Consider the following 25,880-nt stretch of genomic DNA (forward strand, 5'->3'; position numbering starts at 1 on the left):
CGAAAAAGTGGCTGAACTGGGGCGTCGGTGACCCTCAAAATGGGTTCCGAAGCCATGCACGTCAGTCCACCCAATCAAATCTCACTGATTCAGGGGTTTTGAATTTGAGCTTGCTTATCCCCCCCTCTCGGTTTTCTCTCGGCAATTCGACGATCCGTCTTATGGTACCTCCTGGTTAGATATGCTTATTTTTCCGTCCACACATGTATGCCCACAAGCTTCCAGGTCTCTCCTTCCATCCAGTATTTAAGCTCAAAAAAGACCTTCATGCTTTCTGTCTGGTAGTGGCCATTCAGGAAAAGTTGTCCTTCTTCAATGTGAGCGGTATTATCAAAAATCGGGTTCTGGCCTCTTACCACACCAAGATCCACCTTGTTTTCCACAAATGAGGAAAACATATCGGCCAAACCTTCATTGGATACCTCTTTCTGCCATATTTGGGCAATGTGATTATATAGTGGCGTAAAGTCATTCCTGTTTATGGAGTCGGCTAGAGTATGCATGGTGTTGTTTGTGAGCCTGATCAGCTCACGCCGGGACGGAACCTCCAGTTTCTTACCAGGGGGCGGTTGCGGTGGCCCTGTTCTCACGCTTATGTTCGAAAGTTTCCACTCAGAGTTCTCTGGCTTATAGGTAAGGTCGAATATGACCGTCATGAGAGAAGCATAATATTTGCCTTTGAGCTCCAAAGGCTGATCAGGCTTTATCTGAGGCTCATTTTCCAGTATAGGGTCCAGTCCCTCAATGACAGTGAGATCGATCTTCTTTTCCACAAAGGACTTGAAGTTGTCGGCCACGGTCTGTGGCGTGTTTCCCTTTCTCAATGCCATGGTGAGTTTTTTGTGGAACTGGGCAAAATTCCCTGATTTAATGGCCTCGGCCAGCAGGTACATGGTCTCGTTTACAAGCTTTTTGGGGTCCATGATCGGGGCCTCTGAGGGGCTCCTTCCTTTTTCTGCAAGGCTTTCGGCCAGCAGATCGCGAGCAGCTATTTCCAGCTCACGGTACCCCGCCATCCATGCCAGAGGCCCGCTCATGGGGGAAGGGACCAGCAGGCCCATGGCAATATGTGCGTCGTGCTTGGCAAACACGGCCACAGCCAATTCCCCGGCTTCACCACCGATCAAAACGCTCCACCTTTTTGCCTTCATTTGCCGTCCGGAAAATCTCTTTGTTATCTCCGTTTCTTCCAGCGAGCCTTGGAGCTTTATTCCTGCATCCATCATGTCCTTCTTGATCCCTTCCACTATGTCATCGGGAGAGCGGTTGAGCGTCTTTGATATGCCTTTGATGTGCAGGAATGCCAGGGTGCGTGCTTGGCCCCCGGCCAATTCTTTTCGCAAAGAGATATCAACCCCTGATTTCCCCTTTGGGATCACGTCAGGTTCTTTCGCCGTCCATGAGGCGGGGTAACGAAATCTCAGAACAGGTGCCCGTTTTCCCCCGTAGATCTTCATGGGTTCGGCAAATTCACTGGTTGCGTTCCTTTTTACGGTGAAGGAAATGGCTGCGGCGCTGAAGACCCTGGCATAGTGCTGAAAGGACGTCTCAAGGGCAGAACAGGCTATTAGGAACAGGCGGGAACCGTGGCGGGAAAACGTCAGTCGGGCTAGATAGGACTGGCCCTCTTGCTCGAAACGCGCCAGCACCTCTTCCACCTTTCGGCCATTGTAGGTCCCTACTCTCCTCAACAAGACTTGAAGCCCACTTCCCTTGAGGTAGAAATCCACCCAGTCTTTTATGTTCACCTCAAAGGGCAGCTTGCAGTACCAAACCTCAATAGAGGCGAGGCCTTTCTCTTCTTCAGGTGCTATGAGCTTTGCAACTGAAAGAAGGGAAGCAGACTCCTGACCCAGCTCTTCTTTGGAGATCCTTATGGGAGTGCCTTCCCAATCTTTGGGCACCAGCATACTGAAGGCCAGGTCGTCCCTTTCAAGAGGCCGAAAGTGCATGTTGTAGAACAGTTCTTGGAGTTCTTGATCGGTATACAAATGTTTTATGGGAAGGAACTTCTCAGGGTCCAAGGTCGCGGACCTCAACGGCACATGGAAAAAAAGTACAACCAACATCATGAATATGCAAAGCCGCATCAATTTTCCCATAGCGGGACCTCCTTTCTCTGACTGGTCACGGGGCGCTCAAAGGCAGCCTCGGGCCGCATAGACCGGGTCTTCGCCCATCACAATTCATGGAAACCAATAAATGCACTGTCCCCAAAATTCTGAACTGCTGCCCCGAGCTTTCTTCAGAAATGCCCTTTTGGGGCCCTGATGCCGGCAAGTGTCCAGCGGTTTTCGAAAATCTCTTCGTGGTAGAGAAGGCAGCGAAAATCCAAAAAGAGCTCGAGTCATTCATGGGGCCTCAGGAAGTGATCAAGATCTCTTGGCTTCCCGAAGCCCGCCTGGTCCATGCTATAGGTTTTGTGGGCGATCATAGCGTTCCTGCGGAGTCCCTGTTTTGGCAGGGGAACGAGGGGCCGGTGAAGGTAGTGAAAACATACAATGACATCCTAGCGGGCTTTTTCGATCAGGAAGTCCGTGTCAGGTCGGCCATCCTGGTTGTCATCATGAAACCGCCTCTTCAGCGGCACGCAGGGCGGCAGCGATCACTTACCGGAAAGACCTGGCCCTCCTTCCAGGCGGAACCTGTTTCTGGCAAGGAAAACAGCCTTACACCCGTTGCCCATGGCACATCCCGGACCTTGCCTGTGGGCAGGGATATCCAGATTCTTCACCCCAAATTCGGCAGGCTATTCGGGGGATGCGACCATATATTTCCACTTTCTTTAGGAGAAATGAAGAGGCAGGAAAAAGTCAAGAAAAACCGAAGAAACTCTTCTTCCTGTTGGGAGGAAATCGTATGTTCGCTCTTGTGGCACATCAACGGTCCGGTTCTCCTTATTGGCTGAACGAGGGTGCCGGTGAGACGGATGGAATTGTCGCGGGAGCGGCGCAGGATGCCATTTGAGGACCTCTATGGCCATTGGGGGAGCAAGCGGTTGCCCCAGGCTGATCCCGTCTGCCTGCTGGGGATGAGCCCGGGAACCTTTCGCTGTGCTGTCGATCGCTTTGAGCGCAGTGGTGCGGATGTACTCATGGATAAACGGTTTGGCCGGGAGTCACGCCCACGTGCTCCTGTGGACGAAGCCGTGTAACTGCTTGGAACGCAACACACTCTTATTCTGTCATTTTTCGGCCGATAATGGTCCAGTAGATGTCAGCCAAACTGGTCCACGGATTTTCACCCGAGGTGGTCCAGTCGTTGTCAGCCGAAGTGGTCCAGTGAGGTGCCAGTGCGGTTCCTCCAACATAGGGCATTGTTTCCTCGCACCTACTAGTGAGAAGAGCAGTCGTGCGCTAGCGGAGGAAAACGACCGTGGATATCCGGGAACTGTTGCACCGAATTCAGAAACGAGAAAGTGACCGTGCGATCGCACGGCAATTGAAGATGAACCGAAAGACGGTGGCCCCTTTACGGGCGACAGTTGGCGTGGGGTGGATGGGTGGAGGCGGACCCTTCGCCCTTCCGCCGCCCGCGTTCGGCTCGGCGCGTTTGACAAGGCGTGCAGCGGGGGGTTAGTGTCGAAAAAAGAGGAGACAACCCATGCCCACTGAGCTTTCCACCCTCCTGGCCACCGTGGGCACTTCCGTGGCACTGGTCAAAGAGGCCCTGCCCTTGGTCGATTCGATCAAATCGGGCTGGCTGGCCCGCAACGAGAGCACAAAAAAAGAGCTGCAAGAGACGATAGACAAGCTCCGCCAAGCCGTTCGGGACACGGGCACGTTGGCCCATCACATCGAAGGTTATCTTCGCACTTTGGAAAACATCAAAGAGCTCCTCTTCATTTGCAAGCGAGTGGAGCACCTGGTGACCGACAATCTCACGGCCTTGCGCAACCGAACGGACATCTACTACCAAAGCACCTGGGACCTCGTCGACCTGCTCATGGAAAGCCTGGATCGAGAACGGACCACATCGCGAATGGCCTTCCTGGACCGAATCTCCTGGTACGACGACAAGGACAAGCATCAGATGGAAATGCTCCTGCGTCAGTTCGCTCAGGCCTTCGAGCGAGCTTCGGGACACAGGGAGACAAGAGCGGCCGACAACCTCCTCTACCGGATGCAAGACATGACCGGAACGCTCCAGAATGCGGAAGCCCTTTTGAAGGACACCATTTACGATAAGTCCCTGAGAACCCTTCAGTCCTTGCAGGTGTAGAGATCCGTTGCCGGACGGGTGGAGGGGCTTGGGCAAGGGCTTGCCGGGCAGGATGTGAAACCTCGGGTGAATGGGCGGCGGGATGTCTTCTGTTCACCGAAGAGACCCGGCCAGGGAGAGTCCCCATGAACGGACATGACCAGATGCGGCAGGCCTTTCAATCCCAATATGCCGACAGGTACCGGACTCCCGAGCCCCTGGTTGCGATCCGCCTCTCTCTTCTCAATCGACTGCACCGGTACCAAAGCGCTCTGGAAAGGCACATCCTGGCCTACATGAGCATCTATCAGGTTCAGAGGCTCTCCGATCGGGCTCGCACCCGAATCGAGAAAGGACTCCAAGAGGAGCACAGGCTGGAAGACGCCTACTATTGGGAAGCCCTGAGGGATCTGTTACAGGATGCGCAGCGAACAATCCCCTATCCGTGCCCCGACGAACCCGCGGAAAGCCGCGTCACCTGGGCTCTTGATGCCCTCATGGAAAGCCAGCAAAAAGCGGTATCGGCCGCCAACGATGCCCTGACCAATCCCGACGGCATCGAACCGGGGAGCACCCTTCGTGCCGTCAAATGGGCTGTGGACGAGATGCTCGTGCATGCGGAAGCCGCCCTGCGGGAGTCGCGCAAGGGCGCCGAAGAGGCCCTGGCCGGCATTAAGGCCTGCAGCGAAAGGATTCTGGAGCGGGTCGAGGATCAGAGTCGAATCCCACGCCGGAACGTGTCCGAGGTAACGGCCCCAACGGGGATGAGATTCAAGGGCGCGGAGGTCTTGTTGGAGAATCGAACGGACCGAAACAGCGCCTCGATTGTGCCCGAAGACCCATCGAGGCGCCGATCCAATGCCTTTGGTGTCTTTCGCACCAGCTAACGCATCCCACGCAAGGAGACCCGCCATGTCCAGATGGCTCAAACTTGTTGCAAACGAATTGAACGAAGAGGAAACCCGCCGGCTCTTGACGGAAGCAACCACAAAACTCCACGACTTCCTCGAGAGTCACCCCGAGGCGGAATACCGCATTTTGGAAATCCTGGACAGGCGACTTTCAGAGTCCATCGACGGCGGAACGTGGGAAACATTCACCCACCTCATGACCACCTATCTCGGCCAGGACCTCACCCATTTCATTTCGTGGCTGGCTCTCGAAGACCAGGAACATCGTCTGGCCATGGCGGAGCAGGTGGCCTCCCCGGATGTGCTTTCCTTCCTCAAGCTTCTTCTGGCCTACCATGGGCCTGAGCTGGAGGAGGCTTACGTCTTGTGGCAGCAGAACCCCGACGACTGGCGAACCATGGTGCGCCACGTCCACTACGATCAGATCGCCCAGCGCTACAACGTGAAGCTGGAAATTGAAAAATACAACGGACAAAAGGTGGTGCTCGAGGGGCCGCCGGATTCCCTCCTGGGACTGGCCCATGCGCTGCTGGTCACGGTGCGGATGCTGGAAAGTCCTGAGCACTTTAGTGACAAGGCGGCTCAAGTCTTTTTCGAAGAATTGGAACTCAACCGATCCTTCTTCGCCGAAGAAACAGAAGAAACAAAGGAATCAGAAGACGACGGACCAGGTCCACAAGAGCTTCACTGAGGCGTCCGGGGGGCAGTTGCAAACCGAGATGGGAACCGGCCGGGCCCAAGGCATCGCCAGCCCGGACCATTCCCATCTGGGTTCGTCATGGGGTCGCCGCTTTTATGAACTGTTCCCGTCGGTTTCGGGATGGGGTTGAGGGATCCCCAGGAGGTCTGAGATTTCTTTTTGAGCCTTGATGATCGTCTGCGCCTTCTTGATCTGGTCGCGGAGGCGCTGATTTTCCCGCTCCAACTGGGCCAGCCGTTTTGCGAGATGGCGGTCCGGGTTCGGTTTGCGCCCCCGTTTTCGGGGAGACAATGCTTTGAGCTGCCCCTCGTCTCGTTGTCTGCGCCACGTGGTCAAATGCGATGAATGAAGACCTTCCCGGCGAAGAAGGGCGCCGATCTGCCCAGGCAATGTGCAGGCATCGGCTTCCTTGAGGATGCGCAGCTTATAAGCGGCCGTGAATTTGCGGCGGCGTTTCTTTTTCATGACCTGTGGATCCAGTACCTTGAGATTGGCCCCGATGGGGGCAACTCCAGACGCCCCATGGGCCCCTTCCGTTCCCCCATGCCTACCCTGTTTGCCGATTCTAAACTGATGTCATCCGATCCTTTTTCCTAAACGCCCTACCCAACTTTAACAAGGAGTAATTGTCTCAACTACATGGGCACAGAGGGATCGAATCAGGTGACAAGCCCTTTGCCACGCCCGGGGAATGCCGGGGAGCCTGGGGCGGAATCTTTCACGTTGTGGGCGTTGCTTTTCCGCCCGCCGTCTGGCAGTTGGGAATCCCATGCGGTCCATCTTTCCAATCGGATGGGCCCGTGGTGCCAAAGGAGATGAGTCTATCCTTAACCAGAAGACATATTGGTGAAGTCCTGCAAGAGTTGATTCTGGACGCCTTTCCCTTTTCGTTGGATGGGCCCCGCCCGGGCTCAGTCTTCGGTCTTTGACGCTCCTTTTTCCCACGCGGCTACCGGTCCGGGGATCACCCGAAAAATGGGGTGGGCTTCCGGGCGCGTGAGACCGCAAAGGCGCCGGTATCGGTCCGGGTCCCGGGTCTTGAGCTTTCCAAGCAGATGTTGCCATTCGTAGAGAAGTTGTCCTTGGGTGACCACGATGGGGTCAGTGGGGGGTGGAGGGTCCACTTTCGTTTCGTCGAATCGGTACCCCCGGGCCTGGGCTTCCAGGAGCACGCCGTGTAAATATGCGTTGACGGCTTGCAACGGGTTGTGCGCCTCCCTGAATCGTACCAATTGCGGGTGATGGGTGTATCCGCGGGTTCTACCCTGGAGGACGGCCTTGGCCAGAAGCCCTTCGCGCCAGAGAGCCACCAGTCCCTTGGCATCCAGGTACTTGGGGTGAAGGGACCAGAGTCTCATGGGGCCCTCCGCGGCAGCATCTTTCCCTTCTGGGATGGGGTGTGTTGGAACATCTTGTTCTTTCCTCCCGGGTGACAACTCCATCGCAGGGACCGTCAAGGAACAAAATACGTGGAATACGCGGCCGAAATGGCGCGTTTGCGGTTCGCCCATCCCTTTTCCCGGAGCCCGTTCAACAAGGCGTTCCATCCGGGCCTTGCACCGCCTGCGATCTTTGAAGCGGATTGGCCCATCGCCATGGAGAGCGCGTGGTGAGGCGAAAACAAAAAGGGGTCAGGTCGTTGGACCTAACCCCTTGATTGTGTTCTGGTGGGCCGTCAGGGACTCGAACCCCGAACCTCCTGATTAAGAGTCAGCTGCTCTACCAATTGAGCTAACGGCCCATGATGTCTATCTGGTACGCCCGGCAGGATTCGAACCTGCGGCCTGCGGATTCGAAGTCCGACGCTCTATCCAGCTGAGCTACGGGCGCATGCAAACCCTTCAAACGGGGCTTTTTACTAGCCCAGGCGGGTGGGATCTGTCAAGGAACTTTTTGAAGTCGTGCGGAAAAATCCGCCAAAGCGAAATGATCAGGGATGCCAGGAGGTTGGCCTGAGGGTCGGGGTGCCCATTTCAAAAGGCGGCCTGCCCGTTTCCGAACAGCTTCTTAGGCCTTGTAGGTGCGCATCAGCACGGCGAAGACACCCAGAAACACCCCCATGATCCCCGCGGCCAGGGCGAACGCGGGCAGGTAGCCGCTTCGTTCGATCACCAGTCCCATGGTGGCGGAGGCCAGCATGATGCCGAAGTAAATGCAGGTGTTGTAGCCGCCCATGGCCAGGCCCCGGGAATGGGCGGGCACCACCACGGCGATTAGGGCCCCGATGGATGTGAAGGCCAGCGCCAGGCCGGCGCCGAGCAGCACGGCGCAGACGAGAAAGTGCCACAGTTGGCTTGCGACGCCGAAGCCCACCATGGCCGCCCCCGCGCCCACGGCGCCAAAGGCCACAAGCCGTCTTCGGTCTCCCGTCCGGTCGCTCCAATGGCCGAACGGAATGCGTGACAGGGCATTGGATACCCCTTGGACGAAAAAGATCATGCCGATGGAAGCGATGGGAATGGAAGCGTCCCGGGCATGGAGCGGGATGAAGGTGATGAACATCCCCAGCCCGAAACAGAGTCCCAGGGTGACGAGCCAGCAGCCCCAGACCGGGGGGTTGCGCAGCACATCCCGGGCGGCTTTCCGGAGCGGAGGTCGGGCCGGCGTGCCGCTCTGGGCCGGAGGGGTGGGAAGGGCGGCGAGGATCAGCGCGAACAGAACGGCGGTGAGCACCCCGGAGGCCACGAAGACCTGGGCGTAGCCGAATCCGTCGGCGACCCAGCCGCCCACGGCCGGCCCCACGCTCATACCCGTATAGAGCGCCGTGGTGTACCATCCGTAGGAGCGCCCCAGGTGGCTTACCGGCGACACATCGGCCACATAGCTCATCATGGTGGGGCCATAGGCGGAAAGGCCCACGCCGAAGAAGAAATAGACGAGCATGAGCTGTGCCGGGGTGGTGGTGAAGGCCAGCCAGAAGGAGGTGAGCGAAACGATGCAGGTTCCGGCCAGGGCCACCCGCTTGCGACCCCAGCGATCCGAAAGGAGCCCCGTGGGGAAGGAAAGGCAGCCGGCGGTGAGAAAGAAGACGGAGTTGATCCATCCCACGGTGGGCGTGTCCGCTCCCAGCGACTTGGCATAGAGGGGTACCACGGGGATGCGCATGTAGGAGGCGGTGTAGAAGCCGAAGGTCACCGCACAGCAGATCGCCAGGCAGGTGGCGAAGGAAGCCGGCCTGGAGGTCCAAAGGCCCAGGGCGTTTTGGTGTGGTTTTTTCATGGCCTGTCCCTGAATCCCCTGCGGCAAGAAGGAAAAAGCAGGCAATCCCCCCGAGTGAGGCGGTGTTTCCCTGTATCCTTAGCACAAATCCCGGCGGGAGTGAAAGGCTGAGCCGGGATACTGGACGGTCCATTGCAACACCCGCCGTGGCCTTCCCACACACCGCGTGGCCTGTGCGCCAGGGGAAGGGAGCGATTCTACGCCTCCTGGGCGGGTGTCAACCTTTTTCCGGACGCTTCTCCCTTTCCGTTCCGGCCTTTCACTGTGCTGTGAAATGCGCTATGATTCCGATGACTATGGAGGGATGGATCGCTATTTTCACTGACTGAGGAGGGATTTTCGTGACCGCACCATCCAATGCCGCTCTCCGTTTCGAGGGCACGGACCGCTACTACCTCAATCCGGAACTGCGCGAGATCGTCAACATCGCCATCGCTATGGAAAAGCCCCTGCTCCTGACCGGGGAGGCCGGAACGGGCAAAACCCAGCTTGCCTTCGAGATCGCCCGGTCCCTGGGCCTTCGGATGGAGGAGGCCCGGTGCAAGTCCACCTTCAAGGGCGAGGAGTTGTGCTACGTCTACGACACGGTACTCCGATTGAACGATTCCCGGTTCGGATCTGGGGATGCGGGCCGGGATGTGAACAACATCTGGGACTACATCCGCTTCGGCCCCATCGGCCGTGCTTTCACGGCCGAAGATCGGCGGGTGTTGTTGCTGGACGAGATCGACAAGACCGATTCGGATACCCAGGACAACCTGCTGGATGTTTTGGAAGACGGGGCCTTCATCATCCGGGAGATCAACCATAAGGTAAGGGCCAAGCATCGGCCGATCATCATCATCACGAGCAACGCCAAGAGGGAGCTTTCCGATCCCTTCCTTCGCCGTTGTTTCTGTCATTACATCCCCTTTCCCGGCCCCGAAGAGATGGTGCAGATCGTCAAGCTCCACTACCCGGACATCCCTGAGCCCTTTCTGCAGGCGTCTTTGGAAACCTTCTACCGGCTTCGGGAGGAGGGCTTCGAAAAGCCTCCGGCCACGGCGGAACTCCTGGATTGGATCGGGGCCATGCAGGCCAGCGGCGCGCGCGGCCCCGGTGCGGGCCGGGACGTGGTGCACATCGGCACGCTTCTCAAAAGGACTCAGGACATCCTGAAATTCAAGGGCATCCGGAAAGCTCTCCGGTTCTAGGGAGGCTCCATGATCGCCTTCATCTACGGCCTCAAGCACGCCGGGATTCCCGTGAGCGTGCACTACATCCTGGAATTCTACCGGGGGCTGAGGGCGGGACTGGCGCCCGATCTGGACCGGCTCTTTCTTCTGGCGCGCCTGGTCTTCGTCAAGAAGGTGGAGCACTACGATGCCTTCGAACAGGTCTTTCGCTCCGTCTTCCTGGGCGATCCCAACGTGGATCCCACGGACTGGGAAGAGCTTCTCGCCGGAAAACCCTTCCAGCAATGGCTCCAAAAGGAAGTGGAAAGCGGGCGGCTGCCTCCCGAAGCCCTGCGCCAATTGGACACGGAAGAGCTCCTGGAACGTTTCTACCGGACCGTGCTGGCCCAGGAAGGCGAACACCACGGGGGAAACACCTGGGTGGGCACCGGAGGCCGCTCCCCCTACGGGCATAGCGGTCGCCAAGGCGGTGGAATCCGCGTCCACGGGCGAAGCGTCCACGGAACAGCCCAGAAGGTGATCGGCGCCCGTCGCTACATCAACTACAGTGACCAGGCGCCCCTGCGCACGGAAAATCTTCGCCAGGTGCTCTCTTCCCTCAAGAGCCTCCGGCCCGTGGGCCCTGAAAACGAACTGGACGTGGACGCCACCATCTATCGGACCGCCAAGAACGGGGGCGAGATCGAGCTCATCTTCCGAAGGGAGCTGCGAAACCGCGTGGACATGGTCCTGCTGGTGGACAACGGCGGCTATTCCATGCTGCCCTACGTGGATCTGGTGCGCACGGTCTTCAATAAGATCCGCGACTGCTTCCGGGATGTTCGCACCTACTACTTCCACAACTGCATCTACGGAGCCGTCTATGCGGATCCTCAGCGGCGCCGTCCCGTTTCCTGGGAAACCCTGCTGGGCTCGGGGCGAAAGACACGGCTCATCCTCATCGGCGATGCCAACATGGCCCCGGCCGAACTCATGGCCGCCTACGGATCCATCGACATGGTGACCACCGTGCGCAAACCCGGCTACGTGTGGCTGCGCGAACTTCGGGACGCCTTTCCTGTGAGTGTCTGGCTGAACCCCATTGGAAGGGACCAGTGGCCGTGGCAGAGTTCCACCATCGAGCGGATCGGGCGGATCTTCCACATGGAAGACCTGAGCCTGGGTGGCATCAAAAACGCCGTGACCTACTTAAACGTCCAGGGCCAAGCCGTGGACCAGTCGGGATAGTCTCGGATTCAAAAAGGAAAGGACGCCACGTCCGCGGGCCGGGAGGGGCAGCGCCCCGAAACGTTTTTGTGGGATTGGGCGCAATTTCTGAAAGCGCTGGCGTGCATCGCTTGGAAAGCGTGCAATTTCGCCCGCGGATTGCGGGCATTCAACCCCAACGAGCAGCAAATCCATGGCCTACATCGATAAGGAAGCGCGCCGCCTGGTGGGCAAAGCGATTCATCACTACGATCTGATCCAGGACGGAGATCGGATCGCCGTGGCCGTTTCGGGGGGAAAGGACAGCATGGTGCTGCTCTGGCTCCTTCGCGAGCGCCTACGGCGCATCCCCATCCACTACGACCTGGTGGCGGTGCACGTGGCCCTGGGCTTCGATCCGCAACCGGCGGCGGAGCTGGAGGCCTTTTTTCGCCGGGAAGGCTTCGACTACCGCATCCTTCACACCGACTACGGCGTGAAGGCCCATTTGCCGGAAAACAGGGAGAACCCTTGTTTTCTGTGCGCCCGAAGGCGTCGAGCCGCCATCTTCCGCCAGGCCCAATCCCTGGGATGCTCCAAGGTGGCCTTTGCCCACAACCAGGATGACTTCATCGAGACCTTTTTCATGAACGTCTGTTACGGCGCCCAGGTGGCCGGGATCGTTCCCAAACAGCCCTTTTTCGGCGGACTGATCACCGTGATCCGTCCCCTGGCCCTCGTGGATTCCCAGAAAGTGGCGCGCCTGGCCCGCAACCTCCAACTGCCGGTGGTGGAAAACCCCTGCCCCTCGGCGGGAAAGAGCGCCCGGACGGAAATCCGGGATTTCCTCTTTTCCCTCTACCGCAAAAACCGCAAGGTGCGAGGCAACATCTTCCACGCCCTGAGCAATGTGAATCCGGAGTACCTGCCCCCGCCTCTCAAGAGGTGAAGCCCGGGAATCGGTGGGGCGTGTGGATCCCAGAAGGGGCCCCAGACCCATCTTCAGCGCAGTGCAGCCCCTCAGGGCTGCCCAATAAAAAGGTCAGGAGAGACGATTCCATGACGGAAAAGAAGCCGACCTTGTATCTTATCGACGCCAGCTCCTACATGTATCGCGCCTTTTATGCCATGGGCCAGCGCCTCACCGCACCCGACGGAACGCCCACCCAGGCCGTCTACGGCTTTCACCAGATGCTCCAGAAGGTGCTCAAGGACAAAAAGCCCGAACGGGTCTGCGTGGTCTACGATCCGCCGGGACCCACCCTTCGCCACGCCATCTATCCCGACTACAAGGCCACCCGGGAACGCATGCCCGAAGATCTGGTGGTCCAGGTGCCGCTTATCAAAAACCTGGTGGATCTCCTGGGTATCCCCTCGGTGGAGATCACCGGCTACGAGGCGGACGACGTGATCGCGGCCTTGGCCCGCAAGGCGCTGCAAGCCGGCATGCGGGTGGTGATCATCTCGGGCGATAAGGATCTGCATCAACTGGTGCGGGAACCCCACGTGATCCAGTGGGATCCGCAAAAGGACGAAATCTTCACCAGCGAGACGGTGGAGCGCAAACTGGGCGTGCGGCCCGAACAGGTTCGGGATTTTTTGGCTCTCATGGGCGACAGTTCGGACAATGTTCCCGGCGTGGCCGGCGTGGGCCGGAAGACGGCCCAAAATCTGCTCCGCCAGTTCGGGACCCTGGACCAGGTCTTGAGCCGTGTGGAAGACATCAAAAGTGCGGCCATCAAGAAAAAGATTTTGGCCGGCAAAGAGGCGGCGCTCCTTTCCCGGGACCTGGTCACCGTTCGAGAGGATGCACCCGTGGCCCTGGAACCGGACCAGTGCACCATCGGGGCGGCCGACACCAAGGGGCTGGTGGCTTTCTTTCAGTCCTTGGGGTTTCGACGCTTCTTGGACGAACTGGCCCGGGAAGCCGGTGGCGAGGCCGCGCATGCCGCCGCCGAAGGCCTCCAACGGCGCGATCGGCTGGTGACCGATGAAAAGGGCTTTTCGGCCGTGCTGGCTGAGATCGCCCGGGAGGACGTCCTTTCCATCGACCTGGAAACCACCTCAACGGACGCCATGCGGGCCGACCTGGTGGGGGTGGCCCTGTGCTGGGAGGACCACCAAGCGGCCTACATTCCCGTGGGGCACACGGGAGAGGATGCCGGGGAGCAGCTTTCGGCCACTCGGGTGCTGGAAGGCCTTCGGCCCTTTCTGGAAGGCGAGCGGCCTCGAAAGGTGGGGCAGAACATCAAGTATGAGTGGGTGGTGCTGAAGCGCCACGGCGTGGAGCTTCAGGGAATCGACTTCGACACCATGGTGGCCAGCTACCTTTTGGATCCCGGCAACCCGTCCCACCGCCTGGAACGCATCGTGGCCGAGCACCTGGGCGAGAGCAAGCTGCGCTACAGCGATGTGGCCGGATCCGGCAAGCATCAGATCCCTTTCGCCCAGGTTCCCCTGGAAAAGGCCGTGGACTACGCCTGTAGCGATGCGGAAACCACCTTTCGGCTGGTGCCGGTGCTCCGGGAAAAGCTCCAAGGCGCCAAGCTTGAGAACCTCATGGATACCCTGGAACGGCCCCTCATCGCTGTGCTGGCGCGCATGGAACACAGGGGCATCCGGGTCGACGCGGCCCGCCTGCACGAACTTTCCAAGGTTTTGGAAGAGGGTATTCGCAAAGAAGAAGAGGCCATCTACCACATCGCGGGAGGCCCGTTCAACATCCAGTCGCCCATCCAGCTCCGCGACGTGCTTTTCGGAAAGCTGCAACTTCCGGTCATCAAGAAGACCAAGACCGGACCGTCCACGGACATGAGCGTTTTGGAGGAGCTGGCCGCCCTGCATCCCATCGCGCAACACATCGTGACCTACCGAAGCCTGACCAAGCTCAAAAACACCTACGTGGACAACCTGCCCAAGCTGATTCACCCCGAGACGGGCCGCATCCACACCAGCTACAACCAGGCCGTGACCGCCACAGGGCGCCTGAGCAGTTCGGATCCCAACCTGCAGAACATCCCCATCCGAACGGAGGAGGGACGGCGGATCCGGGAGGCCTTCGTGCCGGAAGCGGGCTGCGTGCTGCTCGCCGCCGACTATTCCCAGATCGAACTGCGCATCTTCGCCCACTATAGCGGCGATGAGCGGCTGGTGGCCGCCTTCGCCGAAGGGGCGGACATCCACCGGCGGACCGCTGCGGAGATGTTCGGGGTGCCGCCCCATGAGGTCACCCCGGAGATGCGCCGCCAGGCCAAGACCATCAATTTCGGGATCATCTACGGCATGGGCCCTTACGGGCTGGGCAAGCAGCTTGGGATCAGCCAGGCCGGCGCCAAGGCGGCCATCGAGCGCTACTTCGCCACCTACGAAGGCGTGAAGGGCTGGATCCAACAGGTGGTGGAGGAATGCCGAGAACGCGGCTATGCGGAAACCCTCTTGGGACGACGCCGGTATCTGCCGGAATTGAACAGCCGCAACCGCAACGTGCGCCAGCAGGGGGAACGCCTGGCGGTGAACACCACCATCCAAGGCACGGCGGCGGATCTCATCAAGAAGGCCATGATCGACATCGACGACGCCATCCGCAAGGAAGGCCTTGGCACCGCCATGCTCCTCCAGGTGCACGACGAACTGGTCTTTGAGGTCCCGGAAGACGAACTGGACCGGATCCGCGCCTTGGTCAGGGACCTCATGGAAAACGTACATCCCTTGTCGGTGCCCCTGGTGGTGGACATGGGCTGGGGAGCCAACTGGGCCGAGGCCCACGCGTGACATCTTTGGAATCCACAGCCCATAAGGGCGACTTCCAATCTCGCTCTTTTTTGAAAGGTGCATGTGCGATCTTTGCAAACGGATCCTTCCCACAAGCAACTTTGGAACGGCTACAACATGCTGACTCAGGTGGAAGCATCCTTTCGGAGCCTAAAAAAGGAGCCTTCCTTGCGGTCGGCCACTCACCGCCTACGGCGCCGCATTCACGGGCGCCGTGCCTGCGGCTTTTGGAAAAGGGCCCTGCGCAACGATAGAAAAACCCAGTGGTGAAGGGAAAAAAACACGTTCTAACGATAACAATATGTTACACAAAAAAGTGACCAATTGGGGTTAGAGATTCGCAGTGGAAAGGACGACTTCCATGACGCATGGAGAAAGACCCAAAGCCGTTGTCCTCCTATCTGGAGGACTGGATTCGACCACCTGCCTGGCGATCGCCAAGGACGCCGGCTATGCTTGCTACGCTTTGACCTTCTCCTACGGCCAGCGCCATAAGGTGGAACTGGAGGCGGCTCGGCGGGTGGCCGCGGCTTTTTCGGTGGAGGAACACCTGGTCCTGGAGCTTCCGCTGGACCGCATCGGCGGCTCGGCGCTCACCTCCCCCATGGAGGTTCCCAAGGACGCGCCTCTGGCCATGGAGGGGGGATCCATTCCGGTAACCTATGTGCCGGCCCGAAACACCATCTTCCTGTCGCTGGCCTTGGCTTGGGCTGAGGTGCTGGGCGCCGCGGACATCTTCATCGGTGTGAACGCTGTGGATTATTCGGGCTACCCGGACTGCCGTCCGGAATACATTGAGGCCTTCCAGCACATGGCCAATCTGGCCACTAAGGCCGGGGTGGAAGGGCAAATGAAGGTGCGCATTCGCACGCCGCTGCTGCACTGGAGCAAAGCGCAGATCGTTCGCAAGGGGCGCGAACTGGGGGTGGACTACGATCTCACCCATTCCTGTTACGATCCCGATCCCGAAGGCCGCCCCTGCGGCCGTTGCGAGAGCTGTCGGCTTCGGGCTCGCGGATTGGAGGGGGCGCAGGAGCTTGTCCGAGAACGCACAGGTTGCTCCCTTCTTGTACGGACGGAAGGTTGGGACTACCATGCGAGCCCGTTCAGCCGACCTGGCCTTTAAGTGGGGGCGGGTTCCGAACCCGCCCTCATCAGAGCTCAAAAAACATCCCATAGCACCGTGGGATGGCATTTGAAGGAGGCCCAAACCCTCCGAGCATCTTGGGCGGAGAGGCTCATGGTATTTTGTTGGAGAAGGTTTCCCGGAGGCCGGAAGAAAAAAGGAGGTTTACGTTGATTTTCCCCTGGAGACGCTTACCGGTTCAAGGCGTTTTGATCCTTGTTTGCACCCTGGTGTTGGCCACCGGTTCCCTGGGTTCCGCATGGGGACAGACACCGGAATCCTCTCCGTCCGGCCAGCAGGGCGTTTTGTCCGGCGGGCAAGAACCCCCCAAAGCGCCGCTGCTCCCACCGTCCAAGGAAAAGGTCACCCCCGTTCAGACGGAAAAGATCGACCAGGCGGCCCAGAGGATCGGGGCCAACATCGACCGGATGAGCGAAAAGGCCTCCCGGAGCCTGGGCAAATGGGTGGATGCCAAAGTATTCTACGGCATCAGCTGGCTGAAGCTGATGGTTTGCGCGGGGCTCCTTTTCCTGGTGGTGTTTTTCGAACGCGTGGTGCGCGCCCTGCTCCACCGGAGGCTCCAGAGTTTGGAAGCGGCCGGCGAAAAAGAAGGATGGCTCTGTCTGGCCTTGGAGACCCTCCACAGGCCCCTCACCCTCTTCATCTGGGTTTACGGCGTCTACGGGGCCCTGTCTCCGCTCTTCGGGCATTTCCAAGCGCCGGACGGCAGCAACCTGGTTCATACCGTGGCCAGTAAAGCCGCCGATGTGGGGGGCACCATCGTCCTCATTTGGGTCATCTACCGGCTGGTGGCCGTGGTGGATCTTCGTCTGAAGCAAAGGGCCAGCACCACGGAAAGCACCATCGACGACATGCTGGTCCCGCTGGTGGGCAGGAGCCTTCGAATTTTCGTGGCGGCTGTGGGCGCTATCATGGTGCTCCAGACCCTCACGGGCATCGATGTGGGACCGCTCATCGCCTCCCTGGGCATCGGTGGTCTGGCTCTGGCCCTGGCGGCCAAGGAATCGGTGGCCAATTTCTTCGGCACGCTGACCATCCTCTTCGACAAGCCCTTCCAGGTGGGAGAACGCATCCTGGTGGACGGCTATGACGGGGTCGTGGAATCCGTGGGGTTTCGCAGCATCCGGCTCCGGACCCTCACGGGGCACCTGGTGGCCGTTCCCAACGAAAAGGTGGTCAACTCCCCCATTGAAAACGTGGGAAAACGCCCCCACATCCGTTGGCTCACCAACATCACCCTCACCTACGACACGCCGCCGGAAAAGGTGGAACGGGCCGTGGAGATCATCCGCACCATCCTGGAAAACCACGAGGGTATGCATCCGGACTTTCCTCCCCGGGTCTATTTCAACGGCTTCAACGACTGGAGTCTCAACATCATGATCATCGCCTGGTACCATCCCCCCAACTACTGGGATTACCAGGAATGGCTGCAGAAGACCTGTCTGGCGATCATGAGGGCCTTGGACGAAGAAGGCATCGAATTTGCTTTTCCCACCCGGACCCTTTACCTGGCCAACGACGACCGACGCCAGCTCAAGCTCCAGATGCTCCGGGGCAAGAGTTCATGAAGCACACGTCTTTTGCCGGAAGGAAAGAGCCATGCAGAAGGGGACGAAGCAATCCGCCAAGGAGCCGGGGTTGCCGCCGGGCACTTTGAGCTTTGTGGGACACAGGCGGGCCGAAACCGTCCGCATCCAAGTGGTGGACTACGACGGGGAGACGGCGGACACCTTCCAACTGGAACAGGTGGACGACTGTTCGAACCTCGCCGGGCGGCGCGCCAATGGCTGGATCCATGTGAGCGGTCTGCACCGGGTGGACATCGTGGAGAGGCTGGGCCGCTGCTTTCAAGTGCCGCCCCTGATCCTGGAAGATATTCTGAACACGGGGCACCGTCCCAAGGCGGACATCTGGGAGAAGGGCGTCTTTGTCGTGGCCAAATTCTTTGCCATGGAACCGGAGGAGGAAACCCTGCAGATGGAGCAGGTTTCCTTCATCCTGGGCGGGAATTTCCTGATCAGTTTCCAAGAGAGCGACCGGCCGATCTTTAAGCCGGTTCGAAAGCGGTTGGCCACTCCCGGGAGCCGGCTGCGGCGATGCGGTGTGGACTACCTGCTTTATTGCCTCATAGATCTGGTGGTGGACCACTATTTTGTGGTAGTGGAGACGGTGGGGGATCGGATAGAGGATCTTGAGGAGGCCCTGTTTCATGGCGAGGGAGAGGATCTGTTGGATCCGATCCATCGCATCCGCAGACAGTGTCTTTTCCTGCGCAAGGCCGTGGTTCCCCTGCGGGACGCGGTGGGGATCCTGCGCCGTGAAGAAGGGCCCTTGGGGAGCCGGGAGATTCAGCCCTACCTGAAGGACCTGCAGGACCACGTTTTTCAAGTGCTGGACACGCTGGAAAACCAGCGGGAGATGGGCACGGCCCTTCTGGACGTCTATCTGTCGTCCATGAGCAATCGTATGAACGAGGTCATGAAGGTGCTCACCATCATCGCCACCATCTTCATCCCCATCACCTTCATTGCGGGGGTCTACGGCATGAACTTCCAATACATGCCGGAGCTGAAATGGCCGTGGGCCTATCCGGCGGTGTGGCTGATCATGATCGTCGTGGCCGTTCTCATGCTCCTTTTTTTCAGGAAAAAACGATGGATTTGAAGCGTATCCCTTGGCGTATTCCATATCCCTGCCGACGTGTCGTGCCGGTCCTTCTCGCGGGCCTGATGCTTCTCGTGGGAAGTGCCGTCTGTGCCAGAGCGCAGGACGGAAAGGACACGGTCTCCGCGGAATCTCAGGCCCAGTACCAGGAGCTTTCGGCCTCGCTTGCCCGGGCTATGGCCGCGGAAAAGGGCGTTCTGGAGGAACTGGCCAAGCGCTCCGAGGAACTGGCCTCCCTGCAAAAGGCCGCTTCCCAAGAGATCAGTGCCCTTCGGGTGCAGCTTTCCGCGTTCAGCAATCTTCTTTCTCTTTCCAGCGCGCCGGTGGAAGATCTTACTAAGGCCCAGGGGGTTCTCAAGCAGGTTCTGGAAACCACGGCGTCCCGTCTCAAGGAACTGGCCGATCAGCAAGCGGAGCTGGAACAGAGGTTGACGGAACTGGCCGATCAACGCTCTCTGAACAAAAAGCAGACCGAAGACCTGCAGGCCCAAAAATCCGACTCCCCTATCGTCCAGACCCTGGTCAGGCAATTGAAGGAAGTGAACGGGCTTCTTCAACAGAAGGAGAAACGCCTGAAAAGCCTGTCCGACAAGGTGGCCACGCTTCGGGCCGACTGGGTTCAAATCCAGGAAGAAGCCAGTCTGCTCCAGGAAAAGTTCACGGCCCGGATCAACGAGCGAAAGAAGGAAGAGCTCTTCCAAAGAAGCCGAAACCCCCTGGCGGCTTTGAGCCTGGAGGAGATCCGCTCGGAGGTGGAGCGCTTGGCCGTCTTCACCACGCGCCCATTCACATTGGGTTTCTGGTCGGAACAAGCTCGTTTCTTCTGGCGCACGGGCGGGATCCTGCTCATCACGTCCCTTCTGGTCTTTCTCATCGTGGAATGGATCCTGGTGAGGCTGCGCCGTCTTTGTCGATCCCACGTTACGGAAACGCTGGTGCGGGAAAGAGGCTGGTACTGCCTGGCGGTGCAGCTCCTGGCCCGTTCTCTGCCTTTGGCGGGGGCCGTGGTCTTCGCCACCGGTTACGGCCTGGCCCGGAATCTTTATGACACCTTCCCACCGCTTCGGCTGCTGGTCTCCCTACTCCTTCTTTGGCTCTTTACTTCGTGGGGCATCCAATTTTTGTCTCTCATGAAAGAAAGGGGCACCGGGCCCTTGGGCACCTTCGTACGCCGGCGCCTAAGGCTGGCGCTTTCCGTGGCCCGATGGGCTCTTTTGGCCTACTTCTGCCTCCAGGAAGTGTTGGGACGGGCCGGCGCGCTGCTGCTCATCTACCGCTTTTTTCTGGAAGTCCTGTTTCTGGCCTGGACCCTGGCCGTGGGAAGTGGGCTCAAGATGCGGATCCAGGACGTTCACCCAGATGGGTCCCGTGTCCTGTCAAGTGCAGCCCGTCTTTTCCCCCTGTGGCTCTACGGGGTGGCCACGGTGGGACTCCTGTTGGAACTGGCCGGCTACGGCCTCTTGGCCGTTCTCTGGTATGCGGGCTGGGCGCGAACGGCGGTGGTGGGCCTTTGGCTCTTCGTCTGTTTCATGGCTTTGCGGGAGTGGGAAAAGATCTCCGAGACGGCTTCCGCCTTTACCTCCCAAAACGAGGGGCTCACCCAAAGGTCCTTTCAGTGGCTCATGGTGCGCCTTCTGTGGGTTGTCTGGCTTTTTGCGGGTATCCTGGGAGTATTGATCGCCTGGGGCGCCAAACGCGCCGTCATCCTGAGCCTCTTCCGGGTCCTCAACACCCCCGTTCCCATCGGAGGACTCTCCTTCCGGCTCAGCGGCCTTCTCTACGCCGTGATCCTGTTGGCCCTGACACACGTGGGGACGCGGGTTTTCAAACAGGCCCTTCGCTCGAAGGTCTTCCGGCATAGCGGCTTGGAGCGGGGACTCCAGGAATCGATCACCACCATCAGCGGCTATGTGCTGTGGTTTTTGGGCGTGCTGGCCGCCTTGAACGCTCTGGGATTCAGCGGCACCTCCCTCACCGTGGCCTTCGGGGCCCTGGGCGTGGGCCTGGGTTTCGGGCTCCAGAACATCTTCAACAACTTTGTCAGCGGACTCATTTTGCTCTTTGAACGTCCCATCCAGGTGGGCGACGCCATCGAGGTGGACGGAATCTGGGGCGAAGTGAAGAAGATCAATGTGCGCTCCACGGTCATCCAAACCTTGGATAACGCGTCGCTCATCATTCCCAATTCGGAGTTCATCAGCGGCCGGGTGACCAACTTGAGTTTCAAGGACTTGCGCTTGCGGCGGAACATCGATGTGGGCGTGGCCTATGGATCCGACGTGGAACTGGTGAGACGAACGCTGGTGGAAATCGCCGACAAGCACCCGCACGTCTTCAAAAAACCGGAACCCAGCGTTCTCTTTCTCGACTTTGGAGACAGCGCGCTCATCTTCCGGCTGCGGTTCTGGACGACCACCGATGCCTGTATCCAGGTGGAAACGGAAATCCGCTTTGAGATCGACCGGCTCTTCCGGGAGCGGGGGATCGAAATCCCCTTCCCGCAAAGGGACATCCATATCCGATCGGTGGTTCCCAGCATGGAGTCCGCCATCAAGGGGGAGAAGGACGAGGACGACGTGTCCGAAAAGGACCGAGGTGACGCATGAGGCTGATGGAAATGATCCTTCCCAGAGACCTGGGCGCCTTTGCCGTTCAAACCCTCCGGGAGGCCGGCTATGCAGAGACACACGTCCTGGCCATGGATGACGACCTGGCGCTGCTCCTGGTGCTCATGTGGTTTGCCAAGGGGCCCCTGATCGGCGTGAAGGCCCTGTGAGGAGCCCGGCACGCGCATGAACGAAAAACTTCGCCGCTTCTCCGACCGCTTCGTCAGGATTCATGGGGATCCCCATGAAATCGCCCTGGGATTTTCCTTGGGGATCTTTGTGGGCTTGAGCCCCACCCTGGGGGTGCAAATGGTTTTGGCCGCCTTACTGGCGGCGCTGCTGGGCTGGAACAAAATCGCCGCCGCGGCGGGCGTCTGGATCACCAACCCCTTTACCGCTCCCTTCATCTATCCGTTCACCTACTGGGTGGGAGCCCGTTTGCTGAGCCTGGGAAAGTCTGCACACCAGGGTACGGCCCTGCAGGCGAAGGGGTTTCTTTACGTTCTCGAGAAGATGCCCCACGTTCTGGGTGCCATGACTGTGGGCGGCATTGTGGTGGGGCTGCCCCTGGCGGTCCTGGGCTATTGGCTGGCGCTTCGTGCCGTCACCGGGTACAGGGAAAAGGTGAAGACGCGACTCAGCCAGGCCCGCCAGCGCCTGCGTCAGGAGCGTGCCGCTCGAAAAGCGGAACGAAGGTCGGAAGGGCGGGGAGGGAAAGCACCCAGCTCATCCCAGAGGAGGGCCCCATGAACCCACCAAGTGATCTGAAAAGCCTGATCCTGAGATCCATGGACCAGGTGCCCGAACCGTTCCGGCCGTCCTTCGTGGACCAGCGGGTCTACCTGTGCGACGGTCGCCTGGTTCCCTGGTCGGGTCCGCAGAGTCCCGTGCTGTCTCCCATTCACACGGCGGGCGAAGGCGGAGAGGCCGAGCCCGTCCGCCTGGGCCGCGTTCCCGATCTGGAAGAGGGCCAGGCCCTGGAATGCCTGGAAGCCGCCTATGGTGCTTACGACCATGGGCGAGGCCCCTGGCCCACCCTATCCATCGGGCAACGCTTGAGCCATATGGAAGATTTCGTACACAGGATGATCGCCCGCAAGGACCAGGTGATCCGCCTGATCATGTGGGAAATCTGCAAAAGCCGCCAGGATGCGGAAAAGGAATTTTCCCGCACGGTCCGATACATCCGGGATACCATCGACGCGCTCAAGGATCTGGACCGGGCGTCTTCCCGGTTCGTCTTCCAAGAAGGCATCCTGGCTCAGATCCGGCGGGCTCCCTTGGGGGTGGTCCTGTGCATGGGGCCTTTCAACTACCCACTCAATGAAACCTTTGCCACCCTCATCCCAGCGCTGCTCATGGGAAATACGGTGGTCTTCAAGCCACCCAAACACGGCTGCCTCCTCTACGAGCCCCTCCTGGAGGCCTTTCGGGACGCCTTCCCACCGGGGGTGGTGAACATGGTGACGGGATCCGGCTCCCGGATCATTCCTCCCCTCATGGAATCGGGCAAGGTGAATGTGTTCGCCTTCATCGGGAGCAGCCAGGTGGCCAATTCCCTGAGGCAGCGTCATCCCAAGCTGAACCGGCTGCGCTGTGTCCTGGGGCTGGAGGCCAAGAACCCGGCCATCGTCCTTGCGGACGCGGACCTGGAAGTGACCGTCCGGGAATGTGTGCTGGGAGGATTGTCCTTCAACGGGCAGCGTTGCACGGCCCTCAAGATCTTCTTCGTCCACAGGTCCCTGGCTCAGCGATTCGTGAGGGAACTGAGCGACGCCGTTTCCTCCGTGAGCCTGGGACTTCCGTGGCAGGATCCCATGATCACGCCCCTGGCGGAACCGGACAAACCGGACTACCTGGCGTCCCTGATCGACGATGCCGTGGCCCAAGGCGCTCGCGTTGTCAACGAAGGAGGCGGATCCCGCTACCGCTCCGTTTTCCGTCCGGCCGTGATCTACCCGGTGGATGCGCGGATGCGGCTCTTCCACGAGGAACAGTTCGGTCCCGTCCTGCCCGTGGTTCCCTACGACGACCTGGAAGAGCCGATTCGGGCCGTGATTGAATCTCCTTACGGCCAGCAACTGAGCATCTTCGGGACCGACCCGGGAAGGATAGCGGAGCTGATCGATCCGCTGGTCAATCAGGTGTGCCGCGTCAATCTCAACTGCCAATGCCAGAGGGGGCCGGACACGTTTCCCTTCACCGGACGAAAGGACAGCGCGGAATCGACCCTTTCGGTGTTCGACGCTTTGAGAGCCTTTTCCATCCGCACGCTGGTGGCCACCCGTGACGAGGAAAGCAGCAAGGACCGCGTCCGCACGATCTTGCGGGAGCGGCTGTCGCGTTTCCTTTCCACGGACTTTCTGCTCTGAGGTGCCCCATGATCTATACCGTCACGCTCAACCCGGCCCTGGATCGAACGCTCGTGGTGGATCGGCTCATGGAAGACGACACCGTGAGGGTCCGCGAAGAAACCTGCTATGCGGGAGGCAAGGGCATCGATGTCTCCCGGGTCATTCGGGAACTGGGAGGCCATAGCGTGGCGTTGGGCTTCGTGGGTGGCTACGGCGGTTCTCACCTGGAAGGGCTGCTGATCAATGCGGGCGTACTCACCGACTTCGTGCGCATCGGGGGAGAAACCCGAACCAACATCATTGTGAAGGAAGCGGAAACGGGACGGCAGTTCGTGCTGAGCGCTGCAGGCCCCGAAGTACGGGCGGCCGAGATCGGCGCGTTGTACCATCATATCCTGGGCCTGCCGGACATGGACCACATGGTCTTGAGCGGCAGCCTGCCCCGAGGGGTTTCCCCCAGTGTCTACGGCCAGCTGGTGCTGGCGGCCCGGAGGAAGGGAGCGTTCGTGGTCCTGGACGCGGACGGAGAGGCGCTTCGCGAGGCTCTGAACTACCGGCCCCACTGCATCAAGCCCAACCGGCACGAACTGAGCCGTCTGGTGGACCGGGACCTCTCGAGCCAGGAGGAGATCGTCGCCGCCTGCCGGGACATCCACCGCAGCGGTGTGCCTTTCGTGCTCGTTTCCCGCGGGAAAGAGGGGCTGATCCTTTCCTGTGCGGAGGGGCCGGCCATCAGGGCCGTGGGCCCTCCGGTCCAGGTGGATTCCACGGTGGGGGCGGGCGATTCGGCGGTGGCCGGATTCGTTCTGGCCCACTGGAGGGGCCAAGGTTTGGAAGAGTGCATTCGGCTGGCCTGCGCCGCCGGCACGGCCACCGCCATGACCCCCGGCACCGAGCTCTGTCACCGCCGGACCGTGGAGGAGATCCTTCCCCAGGTTGTGGTGGAGATGCTCCCGGAGGGGTGAAGGCCCCTGCCCCCCTGTGACAGGAAGAAGAGCTGGGGGAAGGTGGGGGCCGGCGCGGAGGTGTTGGACCCGGCCGTAGGAGCGGCGAAAGCCGCGATGATTGAAGGATCCGTTCTAGAAACCCTTGCCGGGAGCGGGCTTGCCCGCGGCCCCAATTGCCGGCAAATCCCCTGCTGAGGGAGGGATTGGCACACGCAGAGGTCTTTTCAGCATCGTGGCGGCAGCGGCGCAGATTGGGTCTTTCGGAAGGCCGCTATTCCGACTCACATCGCTGAAGCAATGGACCCCCCCACTTACTCCCAGCTCACGATATCCGCGTTTTCCCCTTCTCCGCCTTCCTGTCCATCGGCGCCCAGCGAATAGAGATCGTAGTCGCCGTGTTCTCCAGGGCACCTGTAGACATAGTCCCGGCCCCAGGGGTCCTTGGGAACGGCCTTTGGAAGGTAGGGACCGTCCCAGGTATCCAGTCCGGGGTTGGTTTGGAGCGCATCCAAGCCCTCGTCGGAAGTGGGATATCGGCCCACATCGAGCCGAAAGGTATCGAGAGCTGTTCCGAGGAGTGCGACCTGGGCCTTCGCGGCCTTGATCTTGGACGAGCCCACCTTCTGGAACATCTTGGGAGCCACCAGGGCAGCCAAAAGCCCCAGGATGACCATGACAATGAGCAATTCGATGAGAGTGAACCCCGCAGCAGACCGGCTTCCTGATCGTCTGCGTTCCTGTGGATGGTGAGTCCTCATGTGTTTCCTTTCTCTCCCCGTTTCCGTCACGCGATCGGCCTCCCGAAAAGGCATATCATCTTAGCCCAAAATTCCCCATTCCGCCAGAGAGCACCCGAAAAGAGACGGGCGGATCCTCTTCGTGGGCTCAGTGGCGCTCGGAAAAAAACGGCGAGGCTGGATACAGCCGGGACCGTACCTGCCGTGGAGGTCTGTCCACGATTTGGGATGGATGGAACTTTCTGAAAACAGACACCCGTT

Annotated in this window: 21 protein-coding genes and 2 tRNA genes; 16 read left to right on the top strand and 7 right to left on the bottom strand. The window is 59.7% G+C overall.

Annotated elements, in window-relative coordinates; genetic code table 11:
- Positions 1-185: 185 nt before the first annotated feature.
- Positions 186-2,102 (bottom strand): hypothetical protein, encoded by a 1,917-nt coding sequence (locus B9A12_RS09805; RefSeq protein ID WP_084057719.1) that lies wholly within the window; start codon positions 2,100-2,102, stop codon positions 186-188.
- 86 nt (positions 2,103-2,188) lie between these two features.
- Between B9A12_RS09805 and B9A12_RS09810 the strand changes: the two genes are divergently transcribed.
- The 4 genes from B9A12_RS09810 to B9A12_RS09825 all read left to right on the top strand — a co-directional run bounded on the left by B9A12_RS09810 (position 2,189) and on the right by B9A12_RS09825 (position 5,802).
- Complete coding sequence (locus B9A12_RS09810) at positions 2,189-2,908, top strand: hypothetical protein (protein WP_139796577.1); 720 nt, start codon at positions 2,189-2,191, stop codon at positions 2,906-2,908.
- 695 nt (positions 2,909-3,603) lie between these two features.
- Complete coding sequence (locus tag B9A12_RS09815; RefSeq protein WP_084057721.1) at positions 3,604-4,221, top strand: hypothetical protein; 618 nt, start codon at positions 3,604-3,606, stop codon at positions 4,219-4,221.
- Positions 4,222-4,346: 125 nt separating this feature from the next.
- Positions 4,347-5,087 carry a hypothetical protein gene (locus tag B9A12_RS09820; protein WP_084057722.1) on the top strand — a complete coding sequence of 247 codons (741 nt, stop codon included), beginning with the start codon at positions 4,347-4,349 and terminating at the stop codon, positions 5,085-5,087.
- Positions 5,088-5,112: 25 nt separating this feature from the next.
- Positions 5,113-5,802, top strand: a complete 690-nt coding sequence (locus B9A12_RS09825; RefSeq protein WP_084057723.1) for a hypothetical protein — start codon at positions 5,113-5,115, stop codon at positions 5,800-5,802.
- 102 nt (positions 5,803-5,904) lie between these two features.
- Here the strand turns inward: B9A12_RS09825 and B9A12_RS09830 are convergent, their stop codons facing one another.
- From B9A12_RS09830 to B9A12_RS09850, 5 genes are all read right to left on the bottom strand, one after another.
- The gene (locus B9A12_RS09830) at positions 5,905-6,276 is read right to left on the bottom strand and encodes a transposase (protein ID WP_084057724.1); all 372 of its coding nucleotides are present in this window, start codon (positions 6,274-6,276) and stop codon (positions 5,905-5,907) included.
- 446 nt (positions 6,277-6,722) lie between these two features.
- Positions 6,723-7,169 carry a pyrimidine dimer DNA glycosylase/endonuclease V gene (locus tag B9A12_RS09835; RefSeq protein ID WP_084057725.1) on the bottom strand — a complete coding sequence of 149 codons (447 nt, stop codon included), beginning with the start codon at positions 7,167-7,169 and terminating at the stop codon, positions 6,723-6,725.
- Between the two features lie 307 nt (positions 7,170-7,476).
- A tRNA-Lys gene (locus B9A12_RS09840) sits at positions 7,477-7,552 on the bottom strand.
- Between the two features lie 12 nt (positions 7,553-7,564).
- Positions 7,565-7,641: transfer RNA gene (locus B9A12_RS09845), tRNA-Arg, on the bottom strand.
- A 177-nt stretch (positions 7,642-7,818) separates the two neighbouring features.
- On the bottom strand, positions 7,819-9,030 hold the full coding sequence (locus B9A12_RS09850) for an MFS transporter (RefSeq protein ID WP_139796578.1): 1,212 nt from the start codon (positions 9,028-9,030) through the stop codon (positions 7,819-7,821).
- Between the two features lie 341 nt (positions 9,031-9,371).
- On the opposite strand from B9A12_RS09850, the gene B9A12_RS09855 reads away from it, so the two are divergent.
- The 12 genes from B9A12_RS09855 to pfkB all read left to right on the top strand — a co-directional run bounded on the left by B9A12_RS09855 (position 9,372) and on the right by pfkB (position 24,900).
- Positions 9,372-10,223 (top strand): AAA family ATPase, encoded by an 852-nt coding sequence (locus B9A12_RS09855; protein WP_084057727.1) that lies wholly within the window; start codon positions 9,372-9,374, stop codon positions 10,221-10,223.
- A 9-nt stretch (positions 10,224-10,232) separates the two neighbouring features.
- Positions 10,233-11,432: a hypothetical protein gene (locus tag B9A12_RS09860; RefSeq protein ID WP_084057728.1), complete on the top strand. Its 1,200-nt coding sequence runs from the start codon at positions 10,233-10,235 to the stop codon at positions 11,430-11,432.
- A 172-nt stretch (positions 11,433-11,604) separates the two neighbouring features.
- Positions 11,605-12,339, top strand: coding sequence for a tRNA lysidine(34) synthetase (locus B9A12_RS09865; protein ID WP_084057729.1), 735 nt, complete (start codon positions 11,605-11,607; stop codon positions 12,337-12,339).
- Positions 12,340-12,449: 110 nt separating this feature from the next.
- Positions 12,450-15,161 (top strand): DNA polymerase I, encoded by a 2,712-nt coding sequence (gene polA, locus B9A12_RS09870; protein ID WP_084057730.1) that lies wholly within the window; start codon positions 12,450-12,452, stop codon positions 15,159-15,161.
- A 361-nt stretch (positions 15,162-15,522) separates the two neighbouring features.
- Positions 15,523-16,287, top strand: coding sequence for a 7-cyano-7-deazaguanine synthase QueC (queC, locus tag B9A12_RS09880; protein WP_084057732.1), 765 nt, complete (start codon positions 15,523-15,525; stop codon positions 16,285-16,287).
- A 170-nt stretch (positions 16,288-16,457) separates the two neighbouring features.
- Positions 16,458-17,879 (top strand): mechanosensitive ion channel family protein, encoded by a 1,422-nt coding sequence (locus B9A12_RS09885; protein WP_245802410.1) that lies wholly within the window; start codon positions 16,458-16,460, stop codon positions 17,877-17,879.
- Between the two features lie 31 nt (positions 17,880-17,910).
- A complete protein-coding gene (gene corA, locus B9A12_RS09890) occupies positions 17,911-18,975 on the top strand; it encodes a magnesium/cobalt transporter CorA (protein ID WP_084057733.1) in 1,065 nt (354 codons plus the stop codon).
- Entirely contained in the window at positions 18,966-21,581 is a 2,616-nt protein-coding gene (locus B9A12_RS17365) for a mechanosensitive ion channel domain-containing protein (protein WP_212636900.1), read from the top strand. The genes corA and B9A12_RS17365 overlap by 10 nt, the downstream gene beginning before the upstream one ends.
- Complete coding sequence (locus tag B9A12_RS16990; RefSeq protein WP_170920517.1) at positions 21,578-21,751, top strand: hypothetical protein; 174 nt, start codon at positions 21,578-21,580, stop codon at positions 21,749-21,751. Before B9A12_RS17365 ends, B9A12_RS16990 begins: the two co-directional genes overlap by 4 nt.
- Before the next feature lie 16 nt (positions 21,752-21,767).
- A complete protein-coding gene (locus B9A12_RS09900) occupies positions 21,768-22,331 on the top strand; it encodes a DUF2062 domain-containing protein (RefSeq protein WP_084057734.1) in 564 nt (187 codons plus the stop codon).
- Complete coding sequence (locus tag B9A12_RS09905; RefSeq protein WP_084057735.1) at positions 22,328-23,953, top strand: NADP-dependent glyceraldehyde-3-phosphate dehydrogenase; 1,626 nt, start codon at positions 22,328-22,330, stop codon at positions 23,951-23,953. Before B9A12_RS09900 ends, B9A12_RS09905 begins: the two co-directional genes overlap by 4 nt.
- 8 nt (positions 23,954-23,961) lie before the next feature.
- On the top strand, positions 23,962-24,900 hold the full coding sequence (gene pfkB / locus B9A12_RS09910; RefSeq protein ID WP_084057736.1) for a 1-phosphofructokinase: 939 nt from the start codon (positions 23,962-23,964) through the stop codon (positions 24,898-24,900).
- Between the two features lie 293 nt (positions 24,901-25,193).
- On the opposite strand, the gene gspG is transcribed toward pfkB, so the two are convergent.
- Positions 25,194-25,640, bottom strand: coding sequence for a type II secretion system major pseudopilin GspG (gspG, locus tag B9A12_RS09915; protein WP_084057814.1), 447 nt, complete (start codon positions 25,638-25,640; stop codon positions 25,194-25,196).
- Positions 25,641-25,880: the final 240 nt, after the last annotated feature.

It is taken from the genome of Desulfacinum hydrothermale DSM 13146 (assembly GCF_900176285.1).
GTDB classification, from domain to species: Bacteria; Desulfobacterota; Syntrophobacteria; order Syntrophobacterales; family DSM-9756; genus Desulfacinum; species Desulfacinum hydrothermale.